At 63.0% G+C, this 20,174-nt stretch carries 21 protein-coding genes and 2 pseudogenes; 17 read left to right on the top strand and 6 right to left on the bottom strand.

Annotation, left to right across the window (positions count from 1 at the left end; translation table 11 throughout):
• Window positions 1-876: 876 nt before the first annotated feature.
• Window positions 877-2,265 (bottom strand): MFS transporter, encoded by a 1,389-nt coding sequence (locus tag AC1DSF_RS30010; protein ID WP_478183999.1) that lies wholly within the window; start codon window positions 2,263-2,265, stop codon window positions 877-879.
• Between the two features lie 325 nt (window positions 2,266-2,590).
• On the opposite strand from AC1DSF_RS30010, the gene AC1DSF_RS30005 reads away from it, so the two are divergent.
• The 5 genes from AC1DSF_RS30005 to AC1DSF_RS29985 all read left to right on the top strand — a co-directional run bounded on the left by AC1DSF_RS30005 (window position 2,591) and on the right by AC1DSF_RS29985 (window position 6,317).
• On the top strand, window positions 2,591-3,190 hold the full coding sequence (locus AC1DSF_RS30005) for a nuclear transport factor 2 family protein (protein ID WP_478183998.1): 600 nt from the start codon (window positions 2,591-2,593) through the stop codon (window positions 3,188-3,190).
• Between the two features lie 13 nt (window positions 3,191-3,203).
• Window positions 3,204-4,271, top strand: coding sequence for a maleylacetate reductase (locus AC1DSF_RS30000; RefSeq protein WP_478183997.1), 1,068 nt, complete (start codon window positions 3,204-3,206; stop codon window positions 4,269-4,271).
• Window positions 4,272-4,279: 8 nt separating this feature from the next.
• Window positions 4,280-5,155: a dioxygenase family protein gene (locus tag AC1DSF_RS29995; RefSeq protein ID WP_478183996.1), complete on the top strand. Its 876-nt coding sequence runs from the start codon at window positions 4,280-4,282 to the stop codon at window positions 5,153-5,155.
• A complete protein-coding gene (locus AC1DSF_RS29990) occupies window positions 5,152-5,466 on the top strand; it encodes a Dabb family protein (RefSeq protein WP_478183995.1) in 315 nt (104 codons plus the stop codon). The genes AC1DSF_RS29995 and AC1DSF_RS29990 overlap by 4 nt, the downstream gene beginning before the upstream one ends.
• A 77-nt stretch (window positions 5,467-5,543) precedes the next feature.
• Window positions 5,544-6,317 (top strand): IclR family transcriptional regulator, encoded by a 774-nt coding sequence (locus AC1DSF_RS29985; protein ID WP_478183994.1) that lies wholly within the window; start codon window positions 5,544-5,546, stop codon window positions 6,315-6,317.
• Here AC1DSF_RS29985 and AC1DSF_RS29980 read toward each other — a convergent pair.
• Together AC1DSF_RS29980 and AC1DSF_RS29975 are read right to left on the bottom strand one after the other, a co-directional pair.
• Window positions 6,314-7,111, bottom strand: a complete 798-nt coding sequence (locus tag AC1DSF_RS29980) for a nitroreductase (protein WP_478183993.1) — start codon at window positions 7,109-7,111, stop codon at window positions 6,314-6,316. The genes AC1DSF_RS29985 and AC1DSF_RS29980 overlap by 4 nt on opposite strands.
• A gap of 17 nt (window positions 7,112-7,128) precedes the next feature.
• Window positions 7,129-8,091: a LysR family transcriptional regulator gene (locus AC1DSF_RS29975; protein ID WP_478183992.1), complete on the bottom strand. Its 963-nt coding sequence runs from the start codon at window positions 8,089-8,091 to the stop codon at window positions 7,129-7,131.
• 173 nt (window positions 8,092-8,264) lie between these two features.
• On the opposite strand from AC1DSF_RS29975, the gene AC1DSF_RS29970 reads away from it, so the two are divergent.
• A complete protein-coding gene (locus AC1DSF_RS29970) occupies window positions 8,265-8,816 on the top strand; it encodes a 4-hydroxylaminobenzoate lyase (protein WP_478183991.1) in 552 nt (183 codons plus the stop codon).
• A 32-nt stretch (window positions 8,817-8,848) separates the two neighbouring features.
• A complete protein-coding gene (locus AC1DSF_RS29965) occupies window positions 8,849-9,427 on the top strand; it encodes an NADPH-dependent FMN reductase (protein ID WP_478183990.1) in 579 nt (192 codons plus the stop codon).
• A gap of 144 nt (window positions 9,428-9,571) precedes the next feature.
• Here AC1DSF_RS29965 and AC1DSF_RS29960 read toward each other — a convergent pair whose 3' ends face one another.
• Window positions 9,572-10,195, bottom strand: a complete 624-nt coding sequence (locus AC1DSF_RS29960; protein WP_478183989.1) for an FMN-dependent NADH-azoreductase — start codon at window positions 10,193-10,195, stop codon at window positions 9,572-9,574.
• Window positions 10,196-10,260: 65 nt separating this feature from the next.
• Between AC1DSF_RS29960 and pdxR the strand changes: the two genes are divergently transcribed.
• The 8 genes and pseudogenes from pdxR to cydX all read left to right on the top strand — a co-directional run bounded on the left by pdxR (window position 10,261) and on the right by cydX (window position 17,100).
• Complete coding sequence (gene pdxR, locus AC1DSF_RS29955; protein WP_478183988.1) at window positions 10,261-11,679, top strand: MocR-like pyridoxine biosynthesis transcription factor PdxR; 1,419 nt, start codon at window positions 10,261-10,263, stop codon at window positions 11,677-11,679.
• 109 nt (window positions 11,680-11,788) lie between these two features.
• Entirely contained in the window at window positions 11,789-12,244 is a 456-nt protein-coding gene (locus AC1DSF_RS29950; RefSeq protein WP_478183987.1) for a carboxymuconolactone decarboxylase family protein, read from the top strand.
• Between the two features lie 5 nt (window positions 12,245-12,249).
• Window positions 12,250-12,561, top strand: a complete 312-nt coding sequence (locus AC1DSF_RS29945; protein WP_478183986.1) for a DMT family transporter — start codon at window positions 12,250-12,252, stop codon at window positions 12,559-12,561.
• Between the two features lie 19 nt (window positions 12,562-12,580).
• Window positions 12,581-13,987, top strand: coding sequence for an MFS transporter (locus AC1DSF_RS29940; protein ID WP_478183985.1), 1,407 nt, complete (start codon window positions 12,581-12,583; stop codon window positions 13,985-13,987).
• A 4-nt stretch (window positions 13,988-13,991) separates the two neighbouring features.
• Window positions 13,992-14,972, top strand: coding sequence for a LysR family transcriptional regulator (locus AC1DSF_RS29935; protein WP_478183984.1), 981 nt, complete (start codon window positions 13,992-13,994; stop codon window positions 14,970-14,972).
• 28 nt (window positions 14,973-15,000) lie between these two features.
• Window positions 15,001-16,203, top strand: coding sequence for an MFS transporter (locus tag AC1DSF_RS29930; protein ID WP_478183983.1), 1,203 nt, complete (start codon window positions 15,001-15,003; stop codon window positions 16,201-16,203).
• A 100-nt stretch (window positions 16,204-16,303) separates the two neighbouring features.
• A pseudogene (gene cydB / locus AC1DSF_RS29925) lies at window positions 16,304-16,957 on the top strand (cytochrome d ubiquinol oxidase subunit II); the annotation flags it as partial.
• Between the two features lie 27 nt (window positions 16,958-16,984).
• A pseudogene (gene cydX / locus AC1DSF_RS29920) lies at window positions 16,985-17,100 on the top strand (cytochrome bd-I oxidase subunit CydX).
• A 5-nt stretch (window positions 17,101-17,105) separates the two neighbouring features.
• Here the strand turns inward: cydX and AC1DSF_RS29915 are convergent.
• Window positions 17,106-18,563, bottom strand: coding sequence for an aminotransferase-like domain-containing protein (locus AC1DSF_RS29915; protein WP_478183982.1), 1,458 nt, complete (start codon window positions 18,561-18,563; stop codon window positions 17,106-17,108).
• Between the two features lie 659 nt (window positions 18,564-19,222).
• Here AC1DSF_RS29915 and AC1DSF_RS29910 point away from each other — a divergent pair.
• Complete coding sequence (locus tag AC1DSF_RS29910; RefSeq protein ID WP_478183981.1) at window positions 19,223-19,435, top strand: CidA/LrgA family protein; 213 nt, start codon at window positions 19,223-19,225, stop codon at window positions 19,433-19,435.
• A complete protein-coding gene (locus AC1DSF_RS29905; RefSeq protein ID WP_478183980.1) occupies window positions 19,432-19,989 on the top strand; it encodes an LrgB family protein in 558 nt (185 codons plus the stop codon). The genes AC1DSF_RS29910 and AC1DSF_RS29905 overlap by 4 nt, the downstream gene beginning before the upstream one ends.
• Before the next feature lie 77 nt (window positions 19,990-20,066).
• Here AC1DSF_RS29905 and AC1DSF_RS29900 read toward each other — a convergent pair.
• A partial coding sequence (locus AC1DSF_RS29900) for a transposase domain-containing protein (protein WP_478183967.1) occupies window positions 20,067-20,174 on the bottom strand: 108 nt, incomplete at its 5' end.

Below are 20,174 nucleotides of genomic sequence, written 5' to 3'. Positions count from 1 at the left end.
GAGAGATGTCCCCGCGCGCCCAGCGGGTGCTCCGGAACATGGTCGAATCGGCAACCACGCCGTCCAAGTCATACAAGGTAAGAGCTGCCAGCGGAGGCTTCGTTATCTATCGGCCCGACCTACAGACCCGTCAGGGCATCTTCTCTCCGGGCCCGCCCATACTGAAGGCGGACGTATGAATCACTTATCTCGCAAGGTGAGCTGTCTGCTCCACCGGCGGGGCCGGTAAGCCGTTAACGCGATTCGATTTCTTGATATTGGGCCTGGGTTCCGGCGAAGCCCGCCCGTGTAGAACCGTGGGTTTCTACGCCGCCGCCAAGTGAGCCGCTGCTGGTCGGCAGTCATCGCGTCACTTTTCTATAGGAAACCCGCGCTGGAACTTGCCGTACCTTTTAGTCCACTCTCAATTGGTAACATGCTCCTGTCTGGGTGCCTTTGGTCGTCGTTGGTATTGACCTTCGGCGCTATCGCCCGGAATAGCCAACGACTTCTATTGGAGAGGTTGGCGAACAGGCAGTCCCGGCCACGAGCGGAAGTACGTCGGCAGAACATTCCTTGTCGGCAAACCGTCGCTAAGCTGTCATCAGGCACGTGCCCCATCGGTCGGGTACGTGCCCGTTGCAGACGTACGCCGAGGCGCGACACAGCGTTCGCGCATGTCCGAAACAGACCCCGCGTCCCACCGAGTCGTGACGCTGGCAGCAGGTGACCAGTCAGTACGAAATGAGCGTGATCTCCGTCCGATTAACTTTCATTGATCCCCTGCCGCTCGATAGTAGCGGCGGAGCGCACCAATTCGACGGCCAAAACATGGGGCTCCTCGAGAAGTGCGTCCAGCTCGCGCGCCCTCTTATGGACCAAGTCGTCCAAAGTTTGTTAGTGCGTTGTTCGCGGCTCGGCGGAAAGCCTTGCCGCCGAGGGTGGCGCGGCGATCCACGATTGAAGGAGAAGGGCAGCGCCCGCAATGCATGCCGGAAGTGCGAGGAGCGACAAGATGAGTCCGATGCTATAGCCCGCATTGAGCAAGGGGCCGCCGGACAATGCGCCCACGATGCCACCGAATCGCCCGATCCCGAGCATCCAGGCCACGCCCGATGCCCGTGCGCGCGTCGGGTAGAACGATGATGCGAGGACGGGCATGGAGGTCAATGCCCCGGCGAGGAAGACGCCAGTGAGGAATATCAGGTACGGCAACACGCCGACGTTCTCGAGGCTGCGACCGGTCGCGAGGACGAGGATGGCGGCGAGGACGAAGCTGCCGCCGACGACTCGGTACGAATTGACCTTGTCCATAAGCCACCCGCAGATCACGGGCCCGACGCCAGCGCCGAGGGACAGCAGCGCAGTCATCATGGCCGCCTGCTTCAGCGAGAAGCCGGATTCGCGCATCAAGGTCGGCATCCAACTTGTCATCAGGTAGTAGACGACAAGTCCCATGAACGACGTGAGCCACAGGAGGTAGGAGCCAATCCGGTAGTCCAAACTAAAGAGGACTGCCAGTGGCGCCTTTCCGTCCGCGATCTCTCGAGGCGGGATGCAATAGCCGCCCTTGGGCTCGACGAAGCGCCTGTCGATGCGTTGCAGGATCCGCGTGATCTTGTCGGCGGGATGGCCTTGAATCACCAGGAAGCGGATGGATTCGGGAAGCGTGAACAGTGCGACCGCGAGCACGCTCGGGGCCACGCCGCCGATGATGAAGATGCTCTCCCATCCGTAGACGGGGATCACCCAGGCCGAGGTGAAGCCGGCGACCGAAGCGCCGAGCGTAAATCCGCAGAACATGATGTTGACGAGCAGCGAGCGACGCTTCTCCGGCGAGTACTCGGACAGCAGGGTCACGGCATTCGGCATGGCGGCACCGAGCCCGATACCGGTCAGCACGCGCAAGGTCGTAAGCTGGATCATCGAGGTCGCGAGAGCACTCGCCAGCGTGCAGAGGCCGAAGGCCAGAACCGATCCGATCAGCACCTTCTTACGGCCGAACTTGTCGCCCATGGGGCCGGCGACGAGGGCGCCGACGGCGAGGCCAATCAGGGCAGCGCTGAAGAGTGGGCCGAGCGCCAGCTTGGAGCCCCCCCAGGCCGCCACCAACGCAGGACCGACATAGCCCACCGCGACGGTATCGAACCCATCGGCGGCCATGATCAGGAAGCACAAAAGCATGATCCATCGTTGCGATGGAGAGAAGCTGCCTTGATCGATCACGGTTGTGACGTCGAGTGGACTGGCGCCGTCGCCAGCATCCTGGGTAGGGGGATTGCGCATGGTTTGTCTCTTTGTGGATCTCATTCGGGACCGCTGACTCTGTCAGAAGGGCGAGTGACGTGGAAGTGATGAATCTGCATCCCGTCGTTGCACGTTGTGCATTTAAAGAGCACAGTTCTCAAATATGAACAAACGCCGCGTGCGTTTGCTCAGTACTTTGCTCGTCCTGGCAAGGAATATTGCTGGTTCGAATCTTGACGACCAAAGAAACTCAGTTCATGATCGTGGCCGAGTTCGTGCACACGAACTTCAATCGAGTACGCTTGCGACCTGATCAACAAGGCCCGCGCCCCTGGGGGCGCTAAGGCATTTATGGAGTTTTTGAATGTTGAACGAAACTGAAGACCGTCTTGCCATCCGCGATCTCATCCAGAATTGGGCCGTGTGGCGCGATGCCGGCGATTGGGAGCGGTTCGCCACCGTGTGGCACGACGACGGCGTGATGCAGGCAACTTGGTTCCAGGGGCCCGCCGCCGAGTTCATCCGAGTCACGAAGGAAGGCTGGGCCAAGGGCGTCAGCATCTTGCACTTCTTGGGTGGGACCTCGATCGATCTGGTCGGTGACCGTGCGGTCGCGCAGACGAAGATGACTATTTCCCAGCGCGGGCAGGTCCAGGGTGTGGCGTGCGACGTTGTCTGCACCGGCCGCTTCTATGATTTTTTGGAGAAACGCGCAGGCCGCTGGGGCATGGTGCTCCGTCAGCCAATCTACGAGAAGGACCGGGTGGATCCGATCGATCCCACCGCCAAGCTCGAGCTGGACCAGGCCGCGCTGGCGAGATTCCCGGCTGGCTATCGGCACCTGGCCTACATCCAGGTGCAGCTCGGCTACGACGTGAAGCGCGATATGCCGCAACTGGTGGGTGCCGAGGTAGAGGCGCTCTATGGCCGCGGCAAAGCATGGCTTGCGGGCGCACGGCTCTAATCGCGGGGCCCCCTTGCAACACTTTTCCTATGACGTCAGTCCCGCGCGCATTCTGTTCGGCGCGGGCCGCTTGGCCGATGTCGGCGCGGAACTGGAACGCTTGGGCGCCAAGCGCGCGCTGATCATTACCACGCCAGAGCAACAAGCCGAGGGACGTGCGCTGGCCCGGCGAATAGGCAGCCTGGCGGGCGCATTGTTTGACGGCGCCACGATGCACACGCCGACTGAGGTGACCGCAGCGGCCTTGGCCATTGTTCAGACGCGACATTGCGATGCACTGGTCGCAGTCGGCGGCGGGTCCGCGATCGGCCTCTCCAAGGCGCTGGCCCTGCGCGCTCGCTTGCCCCAGATCGCAGTTCCGACGACCTACGCCGGATCGGAAGTTACGCCCATCCTCGGCGAGACGGCAGCCGGCGTGAAGAAGACGCGACGATCGCCCTTGTTACTGCCGCAGGTCGTCATCTATGACGTGGAACTGACGCTGTCGCTGCCTGCGCTGATGTCGGCTAGCAGCGGATTGAATGCGATCGCTCATGCCGCAGAGGCGCTCTACGCGCGGGATGCCAATCCGATCGTTTCCCTCATGGCTGAAGAAGGTATCACGGCGCTCGCGCGAAGCCTCCCTGCGGTAGTGACGCAGCCGGGCGACCTCGGCGCGCGCTCCGACGCGCAGTACGGCGCGTGGCTGTGTGGCGTCTGCCTGGGCACGGTCGGAATGGCGCTTCATCACAAGCTCTGCCATGTGCTCGGCGGCGCTTTCGATCTGCCGCATGCGCAGACGCATGCGGTCATGCTGCCGCATTCCATCGCATACAACGCGAGGTCGGCGCCGGCAGCCATGTCGCGCCTTCGCCGTGCATTAGGTGGCGAACACGAGGCCTGGTTGCAGTTGTACGGGATGGTCCAAGGGCTCGGCCTTCCGACCTCGCTAAAGGCCATCGGTATGCCCGAGTCCGGATTGGAGCGTGCGCTTGAGCTCGCGCTGACCGATGGTTACTGGAACCCTCGTCCAATGGAACTCCAACCGCTTCGTCAACTACTGCGCCGCGCCTTCGACGGCTCGGCGCCCCACAAGGACTGAACTCTCAGATGCGAAACTTCGACGAAAAGAACATTACGGGGGCGGTCATCGAACGCCTCGAGAGCTGCGCCTCGCCGCGCGCGAGGCAAATCGGCACAGCGCTCATCCGCCACCTGCACGACTTCGTGCGAGAGATTGAACCAAATCAGTCAGAATGGGAGCAGGCGATCGACTTCCTGACGCGCACCGGGCAGATGTGCACGCCCACCCGCCAGGAATTCATTCTTCTGTCGGATGCCCTGGGCGTGTCCGTGCTGGTCGACGCCCTCAATCATCGGCTGCCGGGCGCCGCGACCGAGACGACGGTGCTGGGCCCGTTCTACGTGAAGCACGCGCCCGAAGTTTCGAGGGGCGCCCGCATCAGCGGACCCGATGAAGGCCCGCCCCTCCTAATTGAGGGAAGCGTGCGCAGTGTGGACGGTCACGTGCTGGCGAACGCCAGCGTCGACATCTGGCATGCGGATCAAGCGGGCTTCTACGACGTGCAGAAGGACGGAATGAGGTTGAGCAGCCGGGCCCGGGTGCGAACGGATGACGCGGGGTACTTCTGGCTCATCGGCGCAGTGCCCGCGGCCTACCCTATTCCCGATGATGGCCCAGTCGGCGAAATGCTGGAAGCGCAGGGGCGCCATCCCTTCCGGCCGGCCCACGTCCACTTCATGGTCGCGGCAGACGGGCATGAGACCCTCGTCACCCACTTGTTTCTGGCGGACAGCGACTACCTCGACTCGGACGTCGTCTTCGGCGTCAAGGACTCTCTGATCGAGAAGTTAAGCTGCGCGCAGCCTGGGCCGACCCCCTGTGGCGCGCATCTGGACTCGCCAATGGCTGTCCTGCGCCGCGATTTCGTGCTTGGACGAAGCGCGGACCGGACGACCCGATGATCAAGCACATCGTGATGTGGGACATCGCGGGCGAAGGCACTCGCGAACGCCAATCAAACATCGACGAGGTCCGGGCACGGTTCCTATCTCTGCGCGGAAAGGTGCCGGGGATGCGCCTGCTCGAAGTCGGTGTCGACACCAGCCATGCCGACCATTCGTGCCATGTCGTGCTCTACACGGAGTTCCAATCGCAGCGCGACCTGGATGCCTATGCGGCCCACCCTGCCCATCTTGCCGTCCGTCACGCCCTAGGGACCTTGCGCGTGGCGAGGCACCAGGTCGACTACCGGCCCGACGAAGACCTTGGCTGAGCCGAGCTTGCGCCAGTCCCGGCGATTGAAGTAGCCTCGCCGGGTTCAATGACGATCACAGAAGCGAGTTAAGTTTCATGCAGGACGCGACACAGGGTACGGTGAAGTCAGCAGACCGGGTGCTCGATCTGTTGGAGTTGCTGGCACGCAGGGGACAGGACATGTCGCACACGGACATCGGGGAAGCCCTGGAGATCCCCAAGAGCAGCCTCACCCAGCTGCTGAGAAACCTGACCGCCCGCGGCTATATCGACTACTCGGCCGTATCTCGCGGCTACCGGTTGGGCGAGGCCGTGGGAAGGCTCGCGGCCAAGGCCAACCAGGGACGCAGCATCCTCGGGATCGTGGAGCCCGTATTGGCGGAGATCACGGCATCAATCGACGAGTCGAGCGCTTTCAATCAGCTGAGAGGGATGCAATCCGAAGTTGTCGCCACCGTCAGCAGTTCCCAGCGCCTGGTCTCGCACATGCGCAAAGGCGACCTTGCGCCGCTGTATGCGACATCGGGCGGCAAGGCGTTGCTTGCCTTCATGGAGAAGGAGCAGCAGGAACAATACCTGCAGACGGTGCGGTTCGAGGCCATCACGCCCAACACGATCAAGACCGTGCGGGAGCTGCGCCGACAGATGAAGTCCGTTCGCGAAACCGGCGTCGCCTTCGTCTCGGAAGAATTCACGCCGGGCATCATCGGCCTGGCCGTGCCGATCCTATCCAGCAGCAGCACGGCACTCGGCGCCCTGAGCGTCGCGGTCCCTGCGGTGAGATTCAACGATGTGGCGCGCGAGCGCATCATGAAGGTGCTGAACGATGCGCTCATTCGCATCGGTCGTGGCCTTGCGGAAAGAGCCTAGTAGGCTTCCCGCTCGAAGCCCCAGAAGGTCGCGAACTGGTCGACCTCGGCACGCGGCATCCCCATGCGATTGAGTGCGGCATCTCTCTGTGCGTAACCGAGCGACATCCCGCAGACGACACTCTGGTTCTCCGGCAACTTCAGGAAATCCCGGATGACCGGCTCATGCCGGACGAACGACACCTGAGGGCAGGTGTCCAAGCCCCTTGACTTGGCCACCAGCATGAGCGTCTGCAGGAACAGTCCGAAGTCCAGCCAGCTATGCTTCGTCAGGCGCTTGTCGATCGAGAAAATCAAGCCAACCGGAGCGTCGAAGAAGCAGTAGTTTCGACCTGTCTGCCGGTAGCGGCTTGCCACGTCTTCGCGGTCGATGCCGAGCAGCTTGTAGTAGCGGGCGCCGAAATCGGCCTGCCAGTCCCTGCACTGCGCCGGCAAGTCGTCGGGGAAGTGCTTGGACGGAGGCAGCGCGTCCTCCTCGTGCGAGCGCAGCACCGCCTCGGTAAAGCGCTGCTTGGGCTCGCCTTCCAGCACGTGCACGAACCATGGCTGCGTATTGGAGTTGCTGGGGGCATGGCGGGCAACGTCGAGAATTTTCCGGACGTCGGACTTCGAAACGGGCCCAGGGGAGAAGGCGCGGACCGCCGTCCTCGACCTGACGAGCGCTTCCATCATGTGCTGGAACTGAACTTTTGGCACAGCCCAGTCGGGTGGCGAAATTGCGATAGTCATGCCGCGATACTGGCACTTGCCGAGCGCACAATCAATTGAATTGTGTGCAATGCCGCCATGAACCAAACGGGTCGCTGCGAAGTTCAGGCGCGTGCGACTTCGAGTACCTGCTCCCTGAGCCAGACGTGCGCCGGGTCGTACTCGAACCGCTGATGCCAGAGTGCCCGCAAAGTCGTCGTGGGTACGTCGTAGGGAAGGTCAGCCGCCTGCAGATCTCCGCTCGCCGTCATGAGCGCCAGCAGCGGTTGCGGAATGATCGCGACCATGTCGCTGCTCGTCAGCAGGTCCGCGATGACCAGAGAGTGCGGTAGGGTCACGCCGTATCGGGGTCGCCTGCCGACTTCCCGCATCGCGTCTTCCAATGCCTGCCTGTCGAAAAGTTCCGACTGGCGTGCCAATCCCCGCTCGAAGATGTATCCGCTGACCGCGCCTTCCTCGTGCCCGCCGACCGACACCGTCACGAGTGGAAAGTCGGCGAGCGCCTCGACACTCGGGCCGCGCGCCGCCAGGGGATGATCCTTGCGCATGACCAACATCTCCTTCTGGCTCCAGATAGCCTCGCTCTGAAAGCGCGAAGGTATCTCGGCAAAGATGCCGATGGCGAGGTCGATACGACCCACATCCAACTGCTCCGCCAGGTCCAGCCGTGTCGAAGGGCGGATCACCAGGTCGATGAAGGGCGCGACTTTCACGATGTGCCTGCTGAGCCTGAGCAGCAGGACCGATGTGACGTAGTCGTTCGCCGCCAGCACGAAGCCACGGGCCGTGGTTCCCGGATCGAAGGGCTTGGCACCGAGCGCTTCGTGGATCTTGCGCAGTGCCTCGCGAACGGGTGCCGCGATCGCGAGTGCCCTTGCGGTCGGCTCCATGCCTCTTGGCGTGCGAACGAAGAGCTCATCGTCGAGTGCCTGCCTCAAGCGCGCGATCGCATGGCTGATGGCGGACTGGCTCAGGTTGAGACGCTTTCCAGCGCGCGCGAGGTTCTGGTCTTCGAGCACCGCGTCAAAGACACGCAGCAGGTTGAGGTCGATGCGTTCCGGAAGCATGGCGCTGTGACTTCTGCGCTCGTGATTCATCTCATGCATGGGGATGTTGCAGATTCTTCGCTTCCGAACGAGCTTGCTTGCTGGCACTGTACGGGTCGTGGGGGTTCGAAGGCAACGGCGAGCTTACGCCGACTCGAACACTGAGCACCCCGCAGCAAACAAAGGACTAGACGATGACAGATCGAGAAAAGCTGATTGCGAGGAGCCTGCCGTTCCTCACCGAGATTCAGAACATGACGACCGGGACCGAGGTGGAGCGTTGGCTGAATGCCAAGTATGGGCCGGGCACGCCCCTCTACGAAGACTTGTCCACACTGGTCAGGGCAGGCGTTCGCGACGGGTGGGCCGCCAACATCGAGATCGACGGCCCGCACTACCGTCGAAGCCGCATATGCGATCCGCTCCCAGAGACCCTCAGCTTTAGCATCACCGCGGTCTACATCAGTGATGTGGGCAATGTTCAGAAGAACTCGGAAGGAAGCTATCGGGGGCAGTACCACGCGCATCCGTACGGCGAGTTCAACATGGTCATCCCGCTCGACGACGGCGCAGCCCTGGCGGGCCCCAATGGCTGGTGCTATGGCGGATGGACCGCCCCGGCGCCCGGCAGCCATCACTATCCAGAGGTGAAGCACGGTGCCGTGATCGCGCTGTTCTTCCTGCCCGCGGGGCGCATCTCCTACAACGTGGAGGTGCCGGATCCCCTGCCGGCGATTCCTGCCTGATCGACCCGACATTTTTCAACTACCTTCAAACAATGAACATCCTTGGAATTTGCGGAAGCCTTCGCACGAACTCGATCAACCGCGCCCTTCTTCGACTCGCCGGTGAATCGATGCCCGACGGGACAACGCTCGAGATTGCCGAATGGAGCGACATCCCACCTTTCAACGCGGATCTCCTAGCCCGTGGGCTTCATTCATCAGTCGTCGAGCTTCGCGAACGTGTACGTCGGGCCGATGCGGTCGTCATTGCGACGCCCGAGTACAACTTCTCCATTCCCGGCATGTTCAAGAACCTGCTCGACTGGCTCTCGCGAGGCGACGACCAACCCTTTTCGCGCAAGGCCGTGGCTGTGCTGTCGGCTTCGCCCGGACCCGTAGGCGGCGCCCGCGTGCAGTACGACCTGCGCAAGGTCCTGCTGTTCATGAACTCGATGGTTCTTCCGAAGCCCGAAGTGTTCGTGACGCTTGCTGGGTCCAAGTTCGATGCGGGCGGCCTGTGTACCGACGACACGACGCGCCGCTTCGTAGCAGAGCAGATGCTTGCGCTATCCCGATGGACGATGGAGATCGCCAGCATGTCCGCTGGCGCCAGCGGCGAGTTGCCTGCCTAGGCGGGCTGCTACGACATTGCGATGCGCGCACACTCCCTGCGAAGCTGCCGTACCGCAGGTTCAGCTTGCCGAGGGTGCGAAGAGTCAATGACAGCTTGGCTGTGGCCCTGGCCACAGCGTCGGCCGGTTGAGCGGCGGGACGGATCATTGCGCGCGCCTCCACTGCCAATTGGCAAAGTGATCTTGTAAGGTCAGGCTTGCTTGAGCCCTGGCCCTTGCAACCGCTGCTGGCCCAGAGGCGACACCTTCGACGGAGGTGAAGCTCACGTCGCGAAGGCCGATCATGCCCAGGATGGCTTTCAGGTAAGGCGTTAGGAAATCTGGTTGCCGTGGACTCTCGCCGGAGAATCTTCCGCCCGAGGACACTGCAACGAAGACAGGACGGTCCCGCAACAATCCCACCTTCCCGGTCGGGCCGACATCGAAGGTGCGTCGCACTCGAGCGACATGGTCGATCCAGAGTTTCAGTGCAGCAGGGACGGTGTAGTTGTGCATGGGCGTTGCGATGACAAGGCAATCAGATTGCTCGAGTTCCTTGATCAGGACTTCAGACGTTGCCGCCGTTCCCGCCTTTGACGCGTCCGAAGACGACTGTTGCGACAGCGCGTAGTCTTCGTCGATGCGCATCAAGGCGTCTTCGCCGAGCAGACGCTCCACCACTGTCGCGGCCGGTGTGCTCTTCAGGAGGTAGTCGATGATTTGTTGGGAGAGCCGGTGGCTCTCAGACGCCCGGCCACGCGGGCTGCAGCTGATGTGAAGGATGTTCATGCACGGTATTCTTGGCTCGCAATGGCCTACGTAAAAGAGCCATGAATCGTTAAGATGAATGGGCCATGACGACCACTCCGCATGTCTTGTCCGCATTGGACCCAACGTCGACTGAGCCCCTGTATCGCCAGATTCATGAGCGGTTCCGTCGCGCCATCGCAACCGGTGTGTTGAAGCCGGGAGACCGCATCCCCTCGGCACGGGCGCTGATGGTCGAGTTGGGCCTGGCGCGAGGAACGGTTGAGGCGGCCTACGCCTCGCTGGCGGCCGAGGGCTACATTCAGGCGCGTGGCCAGGCTGGGACCATCGTGACCCCCGGCCTCAAGCCACGCATGCCCGTTGGATTGCCCGAGCGTCGATCCCACGGTGGCAGTTCGGCGGCGAGCTTCAGACCGGATTCCATCTTGCCGTTTCAGATGGGCCTGCCCGCCCTGGACGCGTTCCCGCGCAAGCTGTGGGCCCGTCTTGGCGCTCGCTGCGTGCGGTCCATGCAGCCGGCCGACATGGCCCACCCGCCCGTGCAAGGGCTTCCTGAGCTGCGGGCAGAGATTGCCACCTATCTCCAGGTCGCTCGCGGTATCGCTTGCGATGCATCGCAAGTGTTCGTGACGTCCGGCTACCGGCAGACCATGGAGTTGATCGCGCACGCGTTGTTGAAGGAGGGTGATCAGGTATGGCTGGAAGACCCGGGCTATCCGCCAACACGTGTGCTCATGGGGCAGCGGCGTATCGGCGTGGTGCCCGTTCCCGTGGATGGCGAGGGAATGATGGTGGCACAGGGCGTGAAGCTTGCGCCACGAGCACGTGCGGCTGTGGTGACGCCGGCACACCAGAGTCCGATGTGCGTTTCGCTCTCGCTACCGCGCCGCCAGGCTTTGCTCGACTGGGCCGCGCGCGCACATGCGTGGATCATCGAGGACGACTACGACGGCGAGTACCGGTATGTCAGTCGTCCTTTGCCTGCACTTAAGAGCCTGGATCGCGAGGGTCGGGTGCTGTACGCGGGCACGTTCAGCAAGGTGCTGTTTCCGGGCATTCGGCTGGCTTATCTGGTCGTGCCGAGTTCAGAAGTGACTCGCTTCGAAGAGGTCAGTGAGGTCGTTGCAGGAGGTTGTCCATGGCTCACCCAGTCCATCCTGACGACCTTTATCACCGAGGGGCACTTCGCGCGGCATATCCAGCGCATGCGCAAGCTCTACGCAGAGCGCCGGAAGGACGCGATTGCAGGTCTGGCGAGCGCACTGGGCAAGCACGCGACGATTGACGTCGCACCAGGTGGCATGCACTTGGTGCTTCGGCTGAACGCCCGCCGTTCCGATCGCCGTCTGGTTGCAGAGCTGCGGGAGGCAGGCCTCTATGCGGAGGCGCTCTCGGACTGGTCGCTCGGTGCGGCGGTGACGCCTGCGATCCTCCTCGGCTTCACCAATATCGACTCCCAGCTGACGGCCAAGAGACTTGGCATCCGAATCCAACGCCTGTTGTAGCAGCGCCAGGCGAAATCATGGCCTAGCAAGGAATGCATATCTTGGCTCTTTCTGGCAGGGCCATGATCAAAGACCATGACGACTCTTCAACTTCACGTAAGGAATCGTCATGAACAATCAACGCATCGACTACGCAAAGGCTTCGTCCGAAGGTTTCAAGGCCTTCGGTGGCGTGTACGTCAGCGTGCAGAAGTGCGGGCTGGAAAAGAGCCTGGTTGACTTGGTGTATCTGCGTGTGTCGCAGATCAACGGCTGCGCCTTCTGCATTGACATGCACAGCCGCGACCTGCTCAAGGCCGAACTCGCGGTGGACAAGCTTGTCCTGGTTCCGGTATGGCGGGACGCCCGCGACATGTTTACCAAGCGCGAGCGCGCAGCACTGGCGTGGGCCGAGACCGTGACGCTAGCTGCGGAGACAGGCGTTCCTGACGCCGACTACGAGGCCGCTGCCGCCGAGTTCAATGACAAGGAGCTGGCCGACCTGACGTATGCCATCGCCCTGATGAATGCGTTCAACCGCTTCGGTGTGGCGTTCCGTTCGCCCCCTGCAGCAGCGAAGGCCTGATCGCCATGGCGTGGACGCTGCTCTGCATTGCAGGGCTACTTGAAATCGCCTTTGCCTTGGCCATGAAGTCTTCCGTGGGCTTCACTCGGCTGTGGCCGTCATTGCTCACGGTTGCCAGCGGCGTGTCCAGCGTATGGCTGCTCTCGCTTGCACTCCGCACGCTGCCAGTAGGAACGGGCTATGCAGTTTGGACCGGCATCGGCGCTGCGGGGACGGCAGTGCTCGGGATGCTGGTGCTCGGTGATCCTGTCGTGCCGCTGCGGATCGCCTGCATCACCTTGATCCTGGCTGGCGTGGTCGGCCTCAGGCTGGTCTGACACTTCGAAGGAGTTCTTTGTGAATTGCGCTACTGCCTCCGAGACGGTTGATGCCGCGGCTCGGGCTCGTGCTGCGTCCTGGGCGGTCTTTCGGATCGCCAGCGTCGCCGTCTTTTTAGTTTCGATGGACTCAACTCTTCTGTTTGCTGCCTTTGGCGCCATCGGCAGGAGCTTTCCGCAGACCTCGGCCGCAGATATGTCTTGGGTTCTGAACGCCTACACGGTGGTCTACGCGGCGATGTTGATTCCGGCCGGAGGCTTGGCTGACGCCCATGGTCGAAAGGTGGTGTTCCTGTCGGGCGTGGCGCTATTCCTGGTTGCGTCGGTCGGATGTGGACTCGCGGCCAATGTGCAACTGCTGGTCGCCGCGCGCGTGCTACAGGCTGTCGGTGCGGCGCTGCTGACACCAGCGTCGCTGTCCATCGTCCTTGATGCATTTCCTCCCGCCAAGCGGGCGGTGGCGGTCAGTCTCTGGGGCGCAGTGGGCGGACTGGCCGCTGCGGTGGGACCGAGTCTGGGGGCCTTCGTGATCGAGACACTGGGTTGGCCATGGGCGTTCTACCTGAATGTGCCCCTAGGTGCGTGGTCCATTTGGCGAGGCGCCAAACTGCTGCGGGAAGCCAAGAAACCAGATAGTCCCCGTCCAGTCGACGGGGTGGGAATGGCCCTTCTCATGGTGGGCGTGGGCGCACTGGCGCTGGCCATCGTGCAGTTCGAGTCGCCTCGCTGGGCCGCCGTTGAACTGGCAGGCGTAGGCTTGTTGGGGGGGATCGCGCTTCTGGCATTCCTTGGTTGGACGCGCGTGGCTGCAACTCCACTGGTTGATCCCAAGCTGTTCAAACACCGCACCTACACCTTCGTAAACCTTGCCACCCTGGTGTTTGGTGCGGCGTTCGCGATGATGTTCTTCGCCTTCTTCTTCTACTTGACGCGGGTCTGGCAGTACCCATTGCTGCGTGCAGGGCTTGCGATCACACCAGGCCCGTTGCTTGTGATTCCCTTCGCGATCCTCTCTGGGCGGATTGCTGCGCGCACCGGGCACAAGCCGTTCCTTGTGGGTGGCGGGCTTCTGTATGCATGCAGCGGACTCTGGTTCCTGCTCGTACCTGGCGAGACACCCGCCTATTTCGCGCATTGGCTGCCGGGGCTAATGCTGAGCGGCACGAGCATCGGGATGTTGCTGCCATCGCTGTCTGCGGCCGCTGTCAACCGGTTGCCGGCCGAGCACTACGCCGTTGGCAGCGCCGTGAACCAAGCCACGCGGCAGGTGGGATCGGTCATGGGTGTTGCGGTCACAGTCCTGTTGCTTGGGCAGGGCGAACTGACCCATGTCACATTCGTGCCGCTGTACATCTGTCACATCACCTTAGCGCTCCTCACAGCGTTGCTGTGCTTGCCGGTCAACACTCGGCCTGCTGGACGGTGACGCCATGAGCATCGGCCGCGCGGACCTGAACTTGTTGAAGGTGTTCGAAGCCGTCTACGAGGAGCGCAATCTGCTGCTAGCGGGCAAGCGCCTCAATCTCACCCAATCGGCGGTCAGCCACGCGCTGCGGCGGCTGCGCGAACTGGTCGGCGACGAACTCTTCATGCGCACCGGAAAGGGCATGGCGCCCACTGGACGTGCGACGGCGATGGCGCCGACGCTCAGGGAATCACTGCGCCGTATCGAGGACGCCCTGGGTGTTGAGCCCTTTTCTCCGGACGAGTCCAGGCGGCGCTTTGTGGTCGCGGCGAACGACCACGTCACAACCGTGATCATTGCGCCGCTGTCGCGCCAGTTGCAAAAGGAGGCACCGGATGTAGACCTTGTCATCCGTCCGTCGACGCGGCTCGCTCTGGTCGAGCAGATCGACCTGGGACGCATCGACCTGGCCCTCGGCATCTTTTCCAAGGTGCCGCCTCGCCTAAATTCGAGAACGCTGATGTCGCAAGGGGAGGCAGTCCTGATGCGCAAGGGACATCCGGCTTCTCGTCGGAAGCTCACGCTCGGCGACTTGACCAAGTACCCGCTCGTTACCCTCTCCGTGGGCGGTCAGGATGAAGGCGCTTTCGGGGGTTTCATCGTCGAACGCGGACCGGCGCGTCAGTCCGACATGTTCGATCGGCATGCATTGGAGAAAGCGCTCCTGGGATTCAAGGCGCAGCCGCGGCTGCGGATGACGGTCCCGCACTCGCTCGCCATTCCGGCACTGCTTCGTGATACGCAGATGTTGTCCATCGTGCCTGCGTCCCTGGCCGTGGCGCTCACGAGGAGCGGAGAGCTGAGTCGTCGGCCGCTCCCTTATCAGGCCGGCACGTCGATCATGCGTGCGGTCTGGCACAGCCGCGATGAGCACGACGCCGGGCACATCTGGCTGCGCGACATGGTCGCGGAAACTGCCCGGATCGCGGAGAAGGCGCTCGCGTAGTTTGACCTTGCACTTGAATGGAGCTCATGTGGATTCGCGATTGATCGTTCTGGCCCTTGGCATGTTCGCCATGGGAACCGACAACTTTGTAGTTGCTGGCATCCTGCCGGGTGTTGCTTCCTCACTCGGTACTTCAGTCAGCGTGGCTGGCCAGATGGTGGCTGTGTACGCACTGTCTTTCGCCGTCCTGGCGCCGGTGATGGCCGCCGTCACGGGGGAATGGCGTCGCAAGCCGCTTCTCGTCGTTGCGCTGGGGATCTTCGTGGTAGGCAATGCGATCAGCGCGCAGGCAACGGACCTGCACACAGTGCTGCTCAGTCGTGCGTTGGCTGGCCTCGGTGCAGCGATGTTCTCGCCGACCGCACTCGGGGTCGCATCGTCCATAGCGTCGCCGGAGCGCAGAGGCCATGCGCTGTCGATCGTGACCGCGGGCCTCGCGGGCGCGACTGCCCTCGGTTCGCCTCTCGGGACGTTCATCGGAGGCTTCGGCGGCTGGAGGGCAACGCTTTGGTTCGTGGCGGCCCTGGGACTCGTCGCGATGATTGCTGTGTGGTGGCTGCTGAACGAAGTCCAATCACCCGAACGCGTGAGCCTTCGGGAGCGCTTCGCTCCCATCCACGATGCACGCGTGGCGCTGGCATTGCTCACGAGTGTTTTCGCCAACGGCGGATTGCTGATGGTCTACACCTACGTCGGCCTGGTCCTGGACCGGGCGACAGGGGGCGATGAGAAAGTCCTTGCGACCGTTCTGCTCGTCTGGGGCGTGTCGGCCACGATCGGAAACCTGCTCGCGGGGCGGCTCGTCGACCGCTTCGGGAGCCGCAGCGTGATGAATGCGGCTCTTGCAATCGCCCTCGTCAACTTCTGCGTGCTTCCGTGGACGTCCGGGTCCATGGTGGGCGCGGTCGTTTCGCTGACGATATGGGGCTTCTGTGGCTGGGGCGTCATCGTGCCCCAGCAGCACCGGCTGGTGAAGCTGGCGCCCACGGTCGCGCCGCTCCTCTTGGCGCTGAACAACACGGCCACTTATGGCGGCCTGGCCTGCTCCAGCATTGTGGGTGGACTTGTGCTCTTGAACATTGACCGGCACTACCTGAGCTTGGTCGGTGCGGGAATGGTCTTGGGGGCCCTCCTCCTGGCGGAGGTGACTCACTCGCTTATCGCCGGTAAAGATGCGGTGCCGCTCGGTGGTTCCGCGTTCGAGACTCAATCTTCTGCCCGCAGGTATTAGCTTTCGGCTGACGCATTAGCTGGACGTAGAGACCAAGCCACCGTTCCTCGGTTGACCTTAAAGTGGCGACTCGCGCGGCAGCAAGCTCAACGTAGGGAACGGGCTGCTCAATCCCTTTGCCTTGCTCGCAGGCGCGGTCTCGCTTGCGATGCTGCTGATGCATGGCGCGGCGTGGCTGCAACTCAAGACCGACGCCACGATACAACTGCGTGCGCGCCGTATCGGCATCGTCGCCGCGCTCGCGACCGCGCTGCTGTACATCGTCGCCGGTGTGCTGCTCGCGACGATGATGCAGGGCTACGAGATCACGAGCGGGATCGATCCGACGGGACCCTCCAATCCGCTCCTCAAGACGGTGGTGCGCGCAACGCATGCATGGTTCGCGAACCAGGGGGCGCACCCCGGGCTGTGGGTGGTTCCGGCACTGGGCGTGATCGGGGCCTTGCTGGCCGCGTGGGCGATGGCCGCCCGGCGCGAACTGGCGGCGCTGTTGTGCAGCGGGCTCGCCGTCGGTGCCATCGTCGCGAGCGTCGGCGTCTCGATGCTTCCGTTCCTGCTGCCGTCCTCGCTGGACCCGGCCATGAGCCTGACTGTGTGGGACGCGTCTTCCAGTCATCTCACGCTCTTCGTGATGCTGGTGGTCACGGCGATCTTCCTGCCGCTGATCGTGGCCTACACGAGCTGGGTGTACGCGGTGCTCCGCGGCAAGGTGGACGCCAGTCAGATTGAAGATGGTCGAACGCACGCCTACTGAACGAGGCGTGCGCTGGAAGGAGAAAACATGTGGTACTTGGCCTGGTTGCTGGGGCTGCCGTTGGCAGCGACGTTCGCGGTGCTCACGCGATGTGGTTCGAACTGATGGAGACGTCGGCCTCGGACCCTAAACGCGCCGGGTAGCGGCTTCAGGCGATCGCGCGCGAGGGCTTCGAATCCCGGGTCATGGCCTCGGCGATCTGGCCCAGCGAGCGCACGGCGCCGTCGACGCGGGCATCGCCAGGGTGGCCGACATTCAGCCGCAGGTGATGAACGAAGCGCCTGTCGGCCGAGAACAAGACCCCAGGCGCCGTGCTGATACCGAGCGCTAGCGCGCGCTGGTGCAGCTCAAGTGCGTTCACGGTAGGCGGCAGTTCCAGCCAAAGAAAGTACCCGCCAGCTGGAAGGGTCACGCGCGTGCCGGAGGGAAAGTGGCGTTCGATGAGTCGCCTCACGCGCTTCTGCTCCGTCGACAGGGCCGCTCGAAGCTGGCGCAGATGGCGGTCGTAGCTGCCCTGTGCTAGGTAGTCGGCGATCGCGAGCTGCGAAGGAATCGACGTGGATAGCGAGGTCATCATCTTGAGCCGGAGCACCTGCGCGGCGTGGCGGCCCGCTGCGGCCCAGCCGACCCGGTAGCCGGGCGCCAGGCACTTCGAGAACGATGCGCAATGAAGCACGTTGCCCGTCTGGTCGAAGGCCTTGGCCGGCGGCGGACGTCGGACCTCCGCGTAGAGCTCGCCGTAGACGTCATCCTCGATCAGCGGAATCGAACGGCTCTCGAGCAGCTCTACGAGCGCGCGTTTGCGCGCCACGGGCATCAGTGCGCCTAGCGGGTTCTGCAGGTTGGGCATGAACCAGCAGGCCGCCACCTCGTGCGCGTCGAGGAGGCGCTCGAGGTCCTCCAGGACGACGCCTTCGCTTGGATCGGTCGCGACCTCGACGGCACGAAGATGGAGACGTTCGAGAGCTTGCAGCGAGGCATAGAAGGTCGGTGATTCGACAACGACGATGTCGCCGGGACGCGTGACGGCCTGCAGGCACAGGTTCAGCGCCTCCATGGCGCCGTTGGCGATCACCAGCTCGTCGGCCGCCAGCGGCACGCCCTGCAGGGCGTACCGCCGGCGCAGCGCCTGCCGCAATCCCTCGTCGCCCACTGTTAGCGCGGTCGTGACCTGCTCGGGCCGCAGCTTGCGCATCGCCCGGGATCCCGCGCGCGCGAGTTCGTCCAGCGGAAAGAGGTGCGGTGCGGGAAAGGCGGACCCGAGCGGCACCACCTGCGGATCGCGCGTGGTCTCGAGCAGCCCGAAAGCCAGGGCGCTGACGGCGACCTCGGTGGCTTCCGATCGAGGCACCGCGGCCTCGGGCAGGGAGCGCAAGGGCCGCTTCTGCGCCCTCACGTAATAGCCGGAGCGCGCCCGCGCCTCGATGATGCCGCGCGCCTCCAGCAGTCCATACGCCTGGAAGACGGTGGAGGGGCTGACGCCTCGGCGCTGGCAGGTCTGGCGCACGGAGGGGAGGCGATCCCCGGCCTTCAGCAGGCCCTCCCGAATGGCCTGGGCCATGTCGTCGGCGAGCTGTTCATAGCGAGTTGGCGTGTTGTCGGCCATCTGATACGGTCACCAATTCCGAAATCTGAATCTTACCGACCAGCGGATCGACAGCATGATCGATCCATGATGCCTTCGCGCAAGATCCAGACTTCACCGCCCCGCAGCACGAACGAAAAGGAGACAGTGGTTTCCGCGGGGCTCGCGGCCTTTCGCCAAGTGGTGGATTCCGGGTTGCTGAGGTGCGCGGTGCCAAAGCAACTCGGCGGGGATGACGGCTCGCTTGAGCGACTTGCCCAAGGTGCGGCTGCGCTTGCTCTGCGCTGCCCTCAGGCGGCCAGGATTCTGTGGGCGCAGCGCGCCGCGATGCAAATTCGTTTGAACTGCACTGCTCGCACGAATGGGCCAGTGACATGATGAAGCTTGATGCACGCAACCAAACTATGAGGGCTTGCACGCTTGGCTCCGTGCTTCTGGCGCGGAAGCTCCCTCAGTCGCGACGTTCGCTTTCTGCTCGCCCCTGTTCTGATGACTGTCTTTCGCTCTCCTTCCGCGCCGATGCGTTGGCTCTTCGATGGAGCGCTGTTTTGTGTCGGAACAGGATTCTTGTTCCTTGCTGAGAAACTCGGGGATGAGGCAGTCACTCGTTTGGGGCTTCCGATTCCGGGCGCCTTGGTGGGCATGGTTCTGCTCTTCGCCGGTTGAATGGAATAGGTGGGGTGACGCGCCCCCTTGCGCTTGCCGCTGGCGGCTTGCTCTGGCACATGATGCTATTCCTGATGCCCGTTGTTGCCGGCGTACTGGATCATCTGGGCCTGCTCCAGGGGCATTGGATTCAGTTCCTCGCAAGTTGCCTGATGGGGACGGTCGTAACGCTGATGGTGACAGCGGTGATTCTTCAGCGCTTGCTTCGAAAAGAGGAGTCCAGGTGAAAGCGGAACTTGCCACGGCGATGGGATGGTCGTTGACGACAATTGCCATATATGCCGCAGCTCTTCGTGCCTTTCGATGGCGCAATGCCGGCCCCTTTCTGATCCCGGTCGCCACTGGTGCTGCACTGATCGTGCTGGTAATCAAGCTTTGCGGCGTTGCATATCCCGCCTATGCCGAAGCCACTGGTCTCCTCCGTTCACTGATTGGTCCCGCCACTGTCGCATTGGCCGTGCCTCTATTCGTCCAGTTCCAGCGCCTGAGACCGGTTTGGCGCGAACTGTCCGTTGCGCTCTTAGCTGCCTGCATGGTGGCTATTCTGTCGTCTGTGACCCTCGCTCGGGCGCTCGGCGCGAGTTCAGCGCTCGTTGCCTCGGTGGCGCCAAAATCCGCAACTATGCCGATCGCAATGCCCGTTGCGGAGCGATTCGGTGGTCAAGCTTCGATCGCTGCACTTGCAGTCGCTATTACAGGTCGCGGGCGCCGTGATTGCAGACCCATCCTGAGAATCATTGGCGTGCAGGACGCCCGAGTTCGAGGTTTAGCGTGGGCTTGACGGCGCATGCGATCGGGCTTGCAAGGGAGATGCAAGGTATGCGTCCGGCGAACCCGTCTTGACGAGCGGTGGCGCAATCAGGCCGCAGGCTGCCAGCGATGCGGCAACAGATCTTGGATGCGACTGGCAGGTTGAGTGGGCAGCCGTTCGAGCACGTCCTTCAGGTAGGCGTACGGGTCGTGCGC

The organism is Variovorax sp. 01N429, from assembly GCF_056399425.1.
The sequence above is the reverse complement of the archived record's forward strand: the minus strand, read 5'-3'. Positions and strand labels throughout refer to the sequence as shown.